Annotated in this window: 10 protein-coding genes and 5 pseudogenes; 7 read left to right on the top strand and 8 right to left on the bottom strand. The window is 67.7% G+C overall.

What is annotated here, in order from left to right; translation table 11 throughout:
- Window positions 1-179, bottom strand: a pseudogene (locus tag AB0L95_RS41245) (transposase); the annotation flags it as partial.
- Window positions 180-337: 158 nt separating this feature from the next.
- On the opposite strand from AB0L95_RS41245, the gene AB0L95_RS41240 reads away from it, so the two are divergent.
- Complete coding sequence (locus AB0L95_RS41240) at window positions 338-919, top strand: hypothetical protein (RefSeq protein WP_365171696.1); 582 nt, start codon at window positions 338-340, stop codon at window positions 917-919.
- A gap of 78 nt (window positions 920-997) precedes the next feature.
- A protein-coding gene (locus AB0L95_RS41235; protein WP_365171694.1) for an IS5 family transposase occupies window positions 998-1806 on the top strand; the annotation gives its coding sequence in 2 pieces (ribosomal slippage) (window positions 998-1337 and window positions 1337-1806; 810 coding nt in all).
- An 11-nt stretch (window positions 1807-1817) separates the two neighbouring features.
- Here AB0L95_RS41235 and AB0L95_RS41230 read toward each other — a convergent pair.
- The 5 genes and pseudogenes from AB0L95_RS41230 to AB0L95_RS41210 form a co-directional block, all read right to left on the bottom strand.
- Window positions 1818-1940: pseudogene (locus tag AB0L95_RS41230) on the bottom strand (IS701 family transposase); the annotation flags it as partial.
- A 21-nt stretch (window positions 1941-1961) separates the two neighbouring features.
- Window positions 1962-2156, bottom strand: a complete 195-nt coding sequence (locus tag AB0L95_RS41225; protein ID WP_365171692.1) for an NUDIX hydrolase — start codon at window positions 2154-2156, stop codon at window positions 1962-1964.
- A 174-nt stretch (window positions 2157-2330) separates the two neighbouring features.
- A pseudogene (locus AB0L95_RS41220) lies at window positions 2331-2689 on the bottom strand (transposase); the annotation flags it as partial.
- Between the two features lie 91 nt (window positions 2690-2780).
- Entirely contained in the window at window positions 2781-3503 is a 723-nt protein-coding gene (locus tag AB0L95_RS41215) for a DJ-1/PfpI family protein (protein WP_365171690.1), read from the bottom strand.
- 351 nt (window positions 3504-3854) lie between these two features.
- Complete coding sequence (locus tag AB0L95_RS41210) at window positions 3855-5000, bottom strand: MFS transporter (protein WP_365171698.1); 1146 nt, start codon at window positions 4998-5000, stop codon at window positions 3855-3857.
- Window positions 5001-5265: 265 nt separating this feature from the next.
- Between AB0L95_RS41210 and AB0L95_RS41205 the strand changes: the two are divergent.
- The 3 genes and pseudogenes from AB0L95_RS41205 to AB0L95_RS41195 all read left to right on the top strand — a co-directional run bounded on the left by AB0L95_RS41205 (window position 5266) and on the right by AB0L95_RS41195 (window position 7619).
- Window positions 5266-6196, top strand: a pseudogene (locus AB0L95_RS41205) (helix-turn-helix domain-containing protein).
- Window positions 6193-7032 carry an AraC family transcriptional regulator gene (locus AB0L95_RS41200; protein ID WP_365171688.1) on the top strand — a complete coding sequence of 280 codons (840 nt, stop codon included), beginning with the start codon at window positions 6193-6195 and terminating at the stop codon, window positions 7030-7032. Before AB0L95_RS41205 ends, AB0L95_RS41200 begins: the two are co-directional and overlap by 4 nt.
- Before the next feature lie 77 nt (window positions 7033-7109).
- Window positions 7110-7619 carry an NUDIX domain-containing protein gene (locus AB0L95_RS41195; protein WP_365171686.1) on the top strand — a complete coding sequence of 170 codons (510 nt, stop codon included), beginning with the start codon at window positions 7110-7112 and terminating at the stop codon, window positions 7617-7619.
- A 27-nt stretch (window positions 7620-7646) separates the two neighbouring features.
- Here AB0L95_RS41195 and AB0L95_RS41190 read toward each other — a convergent pair.
- Window positions 7647-7895: pseudogene (locus AB0L95_RS41190) on the bottom strand (ATP-binding protein); the annotation flags it as partial.
- A gap of 115 nt (window positions 7896-8010) precedes the next feature.
- A complete protein-coding gene (locus tag AB0L95_RS41185) occupies window positions 8011-8415 on the bottom strand; it encodes a group II intron maturase-specific domain-containing protein (protein ID WP_365171684.1) in 405 nt (134 codons plus the stop codon).
- 454 nt (window positions 8416-8869) lie between these two features.
- Between AB0L95_RS41185 and AB0L95_RS41180 the strand changes: the two genes are divergently transcribed.
- Complete coding sequence (locus tag AB0L95_RS41180) at window positions 8870-9538, top strand: hypothetical protein (protein ID WP_365171682.1); 669 nt, start codon at window positions 8870-8872, stop codon at window positions 9536-9538.
- Between the two features lie 260 nt (window positions 9539-9798).
- Window positions 9799-10762 (top strand): IS256 family transposase (locus tag AB0L95_RS41175; protein ID WP_365171680.1); only part of this gene is annotated, 964 nt, incomplete at its 3' end.

Below are 10762 nucleotides of genomic sequence, written 5' to 3'. Positions count from 1 at the left end.
GCGGTCCCGTCCTTCAGGAACCCGGTGTCGTCGAAGACCAGGGCCTGCGGCCTGATCACTCCCTCCATCCGCCAGGCCAGTTTCGCCCGGATGTGAGCCGGGTCCCACGGGCTGTTGGTGATGGAATGGGCCAGCGCCTGCCGGTTCCCGTCCTCACCGAGCCGTGCGGCCATCGGCTCGGCCGGCTTACTGGTGGTTTCAGAATGAGCAGTGATGGCTTGGGATCTTCGAAGCGGACGTGAAGCGCGCCATCTGCGGGGGTCAGGCCACGGACGGACGGCACCACGCTGTTCACCGTGGTGCCGGCACGTCAGTGACAGTCGCTATCGTCCGTGCCATGACCTCAAGTGATCATCTGCTCGACCTGATCCAGAACACCCCAGAGATCGATCTACTGCTGAGGTCGTCATTCGGCTTCGACATCCATCGGAAGCACTATGGCGAGGGCTTGAGGCTTGCCTCGGGTGCGCCGATGGAGGTGATCGCCGGGGAGTCCGCCGGTGGGGCGTACTTCCTCTGTGCAGAGCAGAACGGTCGCCGACCGGTGGTGTACGCGAGTTCGGAGGGGGAAGGCGGTCTGCTTGCCGATGATCTTGGGGAAGCGCTGGAGATCATCATCGGGCTGGAATGGCACGACTGCCTCACGTTCTCGAGCGGTGGCGATGTCGAGGTCATGCAGGTCTCCGCTCGACGCCTTGAACGGTCCCGTGACAAGTACAACCCGGACATCGACAACGAGGCTGCCCAGGTGGCCGCGGCCCTGTCGCTGCGGACCGTGCCTGTCGCTGACCTCGTCATCCGGTTGCACGCAGCCGCCTCAAAGACCGAACCGGACTACGTTGTAACCGACGACGACGGTCAGGAGTTCGGTCCCCTGTTCGGCGAGTATGTGGAACCTCGCCACGGAGGCTGGCGCTGAACCCGCCCAGCCCTGCCAGTCGCATCAACACCGGCATCGCGGTCAATGCCTGATAGGGCGTCGGGCACACTCTCTGACGTGTCTGCTGACCTTGTTCCCGACGATCTTTGGGAGCGCATAGCTGCGCTTCTCCCCACTCGGCCTGCCCGGCGCCATCGCCACCCCGGACGACTGCCGGTGTCGGACCGCGTTGCGCTCGCCGGCATCATGTACGTGCTGCGCAAAGGCGTGGCCTGGCGCGATGTTCCCATCCAGGTCGTTGGCTGTTCAGGAGTGACCGCCTGGCGTCGGCTCCGGGACTGGACCGAGGCTGGCGTCTGGCCCCGCCTGCACGAAGTGCTTCTCGCCGAGCTGCGAGCGGTGGGTCTCCTGGAGATGGACGACTCGGCGATCGACGGCTCGCACGTCCGGGCGCTCAAAGGGGGGATCACACCGGACCTTCGCCGGTCGACCGGGGCCGGCCGGGCAGCAAGCACCACCTGATCGTCGACCGGCATGGCAGCCCGCTCGCCGTAACGATGACCGGCGGCCACCGCCACGATGTCACACAGCTCCTGCCGCTCCTGGACGCGATCCCACCGATCCGGGGTCTGCGAGGACGCCCGCGGACCCGACCGCGCAGACTGTTCGCCGACCGGGGCTACGACTTCGACAAGTACCGCCGTCTGCTGTGGAGGCGTGGGATCAAGCCTCTCATTGCCCGTCGAGGCGTCGCCCACGGTTCCGGCCTGGGTAAGACCCGCTGGGTAGTCGAGCGGACCTTCGCCTGGCTCCACCAGTTCAAGCGCCTGCGTATCCGCTACGAGGTACGCGCCGACCTGCACCTCGGCTTGCTTCAACTCGCCTGCAGCATTATCTGCCTGAGACGACTCCGAACCTCATTCTGAAACGATCAATTACGCTGCCCGTCGGTGAGCAGTCCCCGCAGGCAGACCTGTCCCCAGCGGCGCTGGTCATTGCGCGCGAACGGCTCGAACACCTCCGCCGCGAACTCCTCCAACTCACCACGTACTGCAGCCATATCGTCCGGAGTCACGCTCTCTCAACGCCACACCAGGCCCGGAGGACACACGTCACCACAGCCGACCTGACCAAGCCCTGCTAGCGCTTCTTCGAGCGTCTCACCGTTCTCGACCTTGCCCCCGGGCAGGGACCACGACCGCGTCCCTTCGGTGCCCTGGTCCAGCAGCAGAATGGCGTCGTCCTCGATGACGACGCCCGTTACGCGCGCATGCATCCCGCAACGCTAGCGTTTGCCGCCACCAGCTCAAGGGCGAACCAGTGACCACCGAACCCGCAGGAGTGGTGATCGCGTCGTCAGCCACAGCCTCGGGCAGCCGGTGGTGCCGGGTGCTCACTCGGTGTCGGTGTAGTCCAGGAAGTCAGCGACGGCCGGGATACCGCGGCGGCGGGCGAGTGCAGCCGAGTCGATGCCGGCCAGCAGGCGCCAGGCGGTTGGCGTGGAGGCGACGGGGCCGAACACCTCCGCTTGGTCGCGCGCAGGGCCAGGTCCGTTATCGCCTCGCCGCCGTCGGCGAGCATGACTGCGAGATCGACCGCGATCCGGCCGGGGTCGTGCCCGGTGCCACGCGGTCGCAGCTGACGCAGCGCGTCAGTGAAGGCGCTGGTCAGGCCAGTGACATCGGAGAGATCGGCCAGCAGGCGGGATCCGGCGTGGCTGACCACCCCGTGACCGTCGGCCGACACGACGAGCTTGGGACGCGACCGGGTAGGGTGCACGCAGAAAGTGCCTTCCTGCTGTGATGACAGAGACCTTCGACAAGCCTCATCTTCCCAGTTCAGAAGGCACTTTCGCTTTTCCGCTCAAGACTTGGACACCGCCGCAAGTGAAACGCGGAGGTTAGGAGGTCAGGCGTTCCAGGAGCGCGGGATGGTCGGCGAGGGCGCGGTGAAGACGCTGCTGGAGAAGGGGGGCGTACTGGCCGGGGTCGGCGGCCTCCCAGTCGATCGGGCCGAATGGGGGCTTGGGGTCGTACTCGACGAACAGCTGGACCTTGCGCGCGATGTTCGGGCCGGCGAGCTCGCCGACCAGGTGGAGTGCCATGTCGATGCCGGCCGACACTCCGGCGGCGGTGATGACGTTCCCGTCCCTGACCCAGCGCTCGGCCACCGGGATCGCCCCGAACTTGGCTAGCAGGCCGCGGTACAACCAGTGCGTGTTGGCCCGGCGCCCTTCCAGGAGACCGGCGGCGGCGAGAAGCAGCGAGCCGGTGCACACCGAGCCGACGATCTCGGACCGTGCGGCTGCGGTACGCAGCCTGTCCAGCAGCTTCTCATCGGCCATCGCGGCCACGGTGGGGACCGTGCCACCGGGCACTATGAGCGCGTGCGGATCGGGCATGGTCTCGAAGGTGTGGCTGGGAACCAGGGACAGCGGGGTGTCGGTGGCCATCGGTTCGATCCGCTCGCCGACCACGACCGTGTCGTAACCGGGGACGAGAAGGGACAGCACACCGAAGACCTGCAACGGGCCGGCGATGTCGAGCGGGCTGAGGCCCGGGTACTGGACGAAGGCGATGGTCTTGACCGGGGCTTCGTGCTGGGGGACCGGGGATTCGGTCATGGAGATGCTCCTGGTAGCTGGGCCGGGCGGGCCCTGTCGCCGATCCGGCTCGGGCTGAACGTAACGCGTTGAAGTGCGCCAAGCGGCGGGGCCGAGCGCCAGGAGAGGCGGACAGGGCGCACATACGAGTCCTGGCGTGGTGTTGCGAGTCAGTCGGGTGCCGCGATGGCGCGGTGGGTGGGTACTGGGGTAGGAAACGGCTTGGCGGGAGGAGAGCGGGCTGAGTTCCTCCGAGGACGGAGCGCATGCCGGACAACACCAGGCCCTCGACATGTCGATGCCCTGCTGCAGCGGCTGAGCGTCGCGGCCGTCGTGGCTGCCGTTGACCGAAGCACGTCGGCTCGCATAGGTCTAGGCCGGCCTGACGGCTTGTGCCGAACGATTCGTCAACAGCAGCCCGGCCAGAGCCGCGCCAGCGAGTACGAGGAGGAACAGGAGGTAGTCGCGGGAGGTGGCGATGAGCCCGCCGCCGTGCACGATCAGCACCCCGGCGATGGCCGAGGGCACTCCCATGCCGACGTAGCAGACGACGAACAGGACGGACAGCACGCCGGCCCGTTCGTGCGGCACCGCGCGGGGAACAACGGTGCGGATGCCGCCCTGGTATCCGGCGCCGAACCCGAGACCGGCGACCACGGTGCTGCCGAAGAATCCCAGTGTCGACCCCGTGTCGACCACGGCCAGTGTGGCCACCGCCCCCGCCGCGAACAGCACGATGCCCAGCAGCATCACGGTGCGCGGCGCGGCGCGGTCGAGTACGAGGGAAGCCAGTGACCCGGTCACCGCCAGTAGGAAGAGCCCGAGTGCGGCGACTACGGTGGAGGCGGAGCCGGACAGCTGCCGGGCCAGGGACGGGCCGAGTGAGCCGTAGAAGCCTGCGAGCGCCCACACGGCGAACAGGATCGGCGCCGCCGCGAGGACCGGGCCGCGCAGGGCGGACGGTACGGCCAGTTCGGGGCGGAGAGCGGCGCGCACTCCTGGCATGCGGCTCACGGTTTCCGGCATGCGGATCACAGCCGCGCCCTGGACGACGAACGCGCCCATGAGGACCAGGTACACCAGATGTGTGGGTGCCGGCGCGTACTGGACCAGCCATCCGGACAGCAGCGCGCCGGCGCCGGTGCCGAGTCCCGGCACGGCCGCGTTGGCGAGGGTGCCGCGGCGCCGGTCGACGTCCAGCATCGCCGCACCCAGCGCGCCGAGGGCGCCGCCGGTGGACAGGCCCTGCAGGATCCGTCCGAGGAACAGCGCGTCCAGGCCTTGGGCGGTGGTGAGCACGCCCATCGCGGCGGTCTGCAAGAGGAGCGCGACCAGCAGCACCGGCCGTCGGCCGATGTGGTCGGACACGCGTCCGAAGACGAGCAGGGACAGCAGCACCGCGATCGCGTAGACGCCGAAGACGCCGGTTGTGGTGATCGACGAGAAGTGCCACGCGGCCGCGTATCTCGCGTACAGGGGGGTCGGCGCGCTGGATGCGGCCATGAGGGATATGACGATCGAGGCCAGCAGTACCAGGCTGCCGACGCCAGGGCTCCGCGCAGGGACGGCGGCCTGGCCGTGTCGCGACTGGATCTCGGTGGTCGATGCCAGGCATACCGGCGACTGAGTATCGGAGGCCGGCTCGAACGCCGGTTGTGGAACTGATCCGGTCATGCCTCAAGTCTCGCTACATCGCCCGGACTCCACGAGTGGCAGAAATGCCTGCTTTCGTTAGGATGCCGCCACGAGCGTCCATCGAGTGGCTGTGCTGGCGCTGGACGGGATGGCCCCGCTCGACCTGGCCATCCTGTTGCAGATCTTCGGGCCCCGCACGCAGACCCCCTACCAGGTCTCCGTGTGCGGACTGGCCAGTTCCGCCTCCGCCGCCGGCGGCTTCGTGCTGGCCGTCACCGGCGGACTGGTACGTCCTGCGCGCAGCCGACACGCTGATCGTGCCGGGATTCGGTCCGGGGTTCGCGCCGCAGCCAGGGCTGTTGCCGTCGGCGGTGCTCGACGCGCTGGCCACGGCCCGCGACCGGGGCCGACGCGTGGTGTCCATCTGTACCGGTGCATTCGCACTGGCCGCGGCTGACCTGCTCGACGATCTGCACGCCACCACACACTGGCAGCACACGGACGAACTCGAATGCCATTACCCCGCCGTGTACGTGGACCGTGACGTGCTCTACGTCGACGAGGGCAACATCCTCGCCTCGGCCGGTGTGTGCTGCGGCATCGACCTGTGCCTGCACATCGTCCGCCGCGACCTGGGCGCCGTGGGGGCCAACCAGATCGCCCGGAACATCGTCGCCGCTCCCCACCGCGAGGGCGGGCAGGCCCAGTACGTACCCGCCCGCGTCGCGACAACCGGCGACACCTCGCTTACCGACACCCGAGCCTGGGCTCTCGAACGTCTCGCACAGCCGCTCGCCGTGACCCAACTAGCCCGCCACGCCGGCATCTCCGAACGCCCCTTCCTGCGCCGGTTCGCCGAAGAGACGGGCACGACGCCCCTGCAGTGGCCGGTGAACGCCCGGCTCGGCCTGGCACGCGAACTGCTGGAGACCACCGACCAGCCGATCGACCTGGTGGCGCGCGACTGCGGCCTGGGCTCGGCCGCCAACCTGCGACTGCATTTCCGGCGCGCCCTCAACACCACGCCAACCGCTTACCGGCGTGCCTTCACCCGCCACATCCCGGACCCAGAGACATGACGTCCGTTCCGAGCGCGCGAGATGATGCCTCCTTGCGCCTGCGTCGCGTCGCCATCCTCGTACTCGAAGGTGCGAAACCCCTTGATGTCGGCATGCCCGCGCAGGTGTTCACGACCCGGGCGAGCATGCCGTACGAGGTACGGGTGTGCGGAGCAGCACCCGGGCTGGTCACCGGCGGCGACGGCCTGGCCTACCACGTCGCCCACGGTCTCGACGCGCTGGCGTGGGCCGACATCGTCTTCGTCCCTGGCTACCGGTTCCCGGACCACGACGAACCGCCGCAGGCCGTCGTCGACGCGCTGAGCGCCGCCCACGATCGCGGTGCGCGGCTCGCCGCCATCTCGACGGGAGCCTTCGCGATCGCCGCCACGAGCCTGCTCGACGGCAGGCGCGCCACGACGCACTGGCACTACACGCGGGCGCTCGCAGAAAAGCATCCGCTTGTCCGGGCCGACGAGAACGTGCTGTTCGTCGACGAGGGCAGCGTGCTGACGTCGGCCGGCGCCGCCTCGGGCATCGACCTGTGCCTGCACATCCTGCGCGGCGACCTCGGGGTGGCCGCGTCGAACCACGCGGCCCGACGCCTGGTCGCGGCCCCCTACCGCAGCGGCGGTCAGGCGCAGTATGTGCCGCGCAGCGTGCCCGAGCTCCTCGGCGAGCAGTTCGCCGCCACCCGCGAATGGGCCCTGCACCGGCTCGACGAACCCCTCGTCGGCGGCGAAGATAAGGTTCTTCAGCTCCCCGGAGACGCCGTGCAGTCCCATCTGAGCCAGCAACTTGGCTTCGTCGGTGTGACGCGGGAACGGTTGATGCCGAGTTCAGGCAACAGATGTTGATCAAAGTGAGTCCAGAATGTTGTCGAGTTCCGAGAACGACTCGTCGAGAAACGGCGTTGTCAGTGGGTTCTGCCAGGGTGTGCTTCGTGGATGAACTGGTGGAGCGTGTCGACTGTCAAGATCGTGTCCTGGGGGTGGTCACCCGTTGGCAGGCCATCCGGGAGGGCTGGCTGCATCGAATCGCCTCGACGGTGTGTCGTGATGAGCGTGGTCGGATCCTCGTCCATCGGCGGTCGGAGCAGCTGTCGCGCTTCCCCGGGCTCTATGAGGTCATGGTCGGTGGCGCCGTGGATGTCGGTGAGTCCTATGAACAGGCTGCCGCGCGGGAGCTGGCCGAAGAGCTGGGCATCCGTGGCCTGCCGCGCTTGCTGTTCACGTTCATCAACCGCAGCGGCCTGAGCCCTCACTGGCTCGGCGTGCATGAAGCCGTGGTTCCGGACGCTGTGACCCCCGATCCCGATGAGGTCGCCTGGCATGGTTGGCTGACCGAGTCGGAGCTTCACACGGCCCTGTTGAAGTGGCGCTTCACTCCCGACAGCCACGAAGCCTTCAGCCGGTATCTCGCGTTCCGGACCGCGCAGTCCTGAACTTTCGCGCCTCTTCGATCGGGCCCCTCAGCCCAGGGACTGTTGTTCGGCTCGGGCGCGAGTGGTCGCGAGGCGGTAGGAGTCGGTGCCGGTCTCGATGATGTTGCCGCCGAAAGCGAGGCGGTCAACGATGGCAGCGCAGAGGCGGGGGTCGGTGAAGGTCTTGGTCCATCCTCCGAAGGACTCGTTGGAGGCGATGGCGACGCTGTTCTTCTCCTCGCGCTCCGTCAGAACCTGGAAGAGGAGCTCGGCGCCCCGCCGGTCGAGCTCCATGTGTTGGGTCGGGGACGGGACGCCGTGCACCGTCTCCGGTGCCGGTCTTCCCGTCCCCGCCCGCCGAACCCGCTGTGCGAGTTGGCCCCGCAGCGGGCTCTCCACGTGATCCGATGTGTCAGGCGAGGTATTCACTGACCTGGCCGACGAAGGCCACATCGTCGTGGCTGGTCCGGCGAAAGCGAGCCTTCTCCGGATCAACCTCGTCGATGTTGTATGGCGTGCTGATCTGCGCTCCGCGGAAGCGGTATCGCTCGACCTTCATCTTCGCCGGGTTGTAGAGGACGAGACCGCCCTCGCTGATGCGATCCGCTCCGAAGTAGCGGCGCCGCAGTTGCTTCCAGGTCATGTGGGGGCGCTTGTAGCGAATCCAGCGGAGTACTCGCCACCACGCATACCAGCCCAGGTAGGCGAATGTCCGCTTCGAGACCCCGTAGCGGAAGTAGGCCGCCCAGCCCCGAAGGACCGGGTTGACCGTCCGCAGCACCTCCTCCAACGAGAGAAGGACCGCGTGGGGAGGCACGCCACCTGCCGTAACGGACCAGCCTGCATGTGCTCGGCTTGCCGGCGGAAGGTGCCGCATCCGACAGGTCCAGGGCCACCAGCTCGGCGTGGAACTGATCAGCGGTGGTGGCCCCAGGAGACGGCGTCGACGGTGCCGCCGCGCTGGTTGCGCACCCGCCCGTGCGGACACTCACTCCCCTCGTCCTGAGGCAACTCCCCCACCAACCTGCCTCACGTCATTCCGCCGCAGGACTCCCATCAGCCTCACTCATCGTGATCGTAAAGCTCAGGTTGAGAAATAGACATCACTCAAGAAGAACAACAGACTCCACCCATCCGTACTATCTCTACACCGGGACACACAGCAGTCATGGCCACTGCCGCTCGAATCCCAGCCCGAGAACACAGACGCTTGAGCGCGTATGCCACAGGTGCTGCACGCCCGGTCAGCAAACCGAGAGAAAGGTCAACCCATGTCCGAAACCACGACAGCCGGCACTGAACTGACATCGCAGTACGCCACACAGGTCACCAACGACCTCGAACACAACGCCAAAGAGCAGGAACGCATCAGTGCGGAGATCGCCGCGCTGCAGGAACAACTGACCGCGCTGCAGCACGACCACTCCGTGCTCGTCAACGTGCAGCAGGTGCTCGGCACTGCGCCGGCACCCGTTCAGCCTGCAGCCGCTCCGGACAGCGCCGCAGTACCCGCTCCGCGCACGAAGGCCTCTACCGAGAACGGAACCGGAGCCGGAACCGGCAAGCGGACGCGAGCGAAGAAGACAGCCGGCACGCAAGGCACCGCCACGACCAGCAAGGAATCGGCGGCCGACAAGCCGACGGACAAGGCCGCAGCCGCGAAGACAGGCCGGCCCACGCTCGTCGAACTCATCCGCAACCACCTCACCGAGCAGAGCGAACCGCGCTCCGCGGCCGAAGTCACCACCGCACTCGACAAGACCCATCCCGAGCGCGGCATCAAAACCACCGTGGTACGCACCACCCTCGAAGGACTCGTGGCCAAGAGCCAGGCCAAGCGGACCAAGCAAGGCGCCTCCGTCTTCTACACCACCCCCGACACCGCCGAGCAGACGAGCACACCCGCCAAGGACGAGGCACAGTCCGCGCAGGCCGAGTAACCCACCGGACAGCACGCTGCCGCTACGGCGGCAGCCGCGAGCGTGTCTGAAAGATTGTGTAAGTCCGTGAGGTGACAGGCTGGCCGGGGCTCTGACCTGGGCCCTTGACCAGCCGGGACGGACGGACATGAACGACAACGAGATCCCGGCCGTCGAACCGGCCGAGGACAAGCTCGTGGATGAGGTCGTCGAGCGGCTGAACGGACCGCGCCGACGCCTCGGGTGCTGCCCTGCTGGGTGAAGGCGGGCTGCTGACGCAGGTGACCCGGGCCGTGCTGGAGCGGGCCCTGGACGTGGAGATGACCGATCACCTCGGATACGAGAAGCACGATCCCGCGGGCCGCGGCTCGGGCAACAGCCGCAACGGCACATCGCCGAAGACGGTGCTGACCGATGCCGGGGCGGTCACGCTGGCCGTTCCGAGGGACCGTGACGGGACCTTCGAACCGCAGCTCGTGCCCAAGCACGCCAGGCGCCTTGCAGGCTTCAACGAACAGGTCCTGTCGCTGTACGCACGTGGCATGTCGGTGCGCGACATCCGCTCGCACCTGGCCGGCATGTACGGAGTCGAGGTCTCACCGGACCTGATCAGCAAGGTCACCGACGCCGTCACCGACGAGCTCGACGCCTGGCAGAACAGACCGCTGGACGCCATCTGGCCGATCATCTACATCGACGCCCTGTGGGTGAAGATCCGCTCCGGATCCGCGGCCTCCCGGCCGGTCTACCTGGCCGTCGGGGTGGACATGGACGGCTGCAAGGACGTGCTCGGCCTATGGGCCGGCGACGAGGGCGAAGGCGCCACGACCTGGATGACCGTGCTGTCCGAGCTCCGCAACCGCGGGGTCGGGGACGTGTGCATCGTCGCCTGCGACGGACTGAAGGGCTTGCCCGACGCGGTCACCGCGACCTGGCCCAAAGCCACCGTTCAGACATGTGTGATCCACTTGATCCGTGCCTCGCTGAGGTTCGCCTCCAAGCAGCACCACGCAAAGCTCGTCACGGAGTTGAAGGCCATCTACACCGCCCCGACCGAGCAGGCCGCCGAGCAGGCCCTCGCCGACTTCGCCGCAGGCGAGCTGGGCCAGCGGTATCCCGCGATCCTGCGGACCTGGCAGGCCGCGTGGAGCGAATTCACCCCCTACCTCGCCTTCCCGCCGGAGATAAGGAAGGTCGTCTACTCGACGAACCTGATCGAGTCGATCAACGCACGACTGCGGAAAG

Source organism: Streptomyces sp. NPDC052036 (genome assembly GCF_040680495.1).
GTDB lineage: Bacteria > Actinomycetota > Actinomycetes > Streptomycetales > Streptomycetaceae > Streptomyces.
This window is presented reverse-complemented; position numbering and strand designations above follow the sequence as displayed.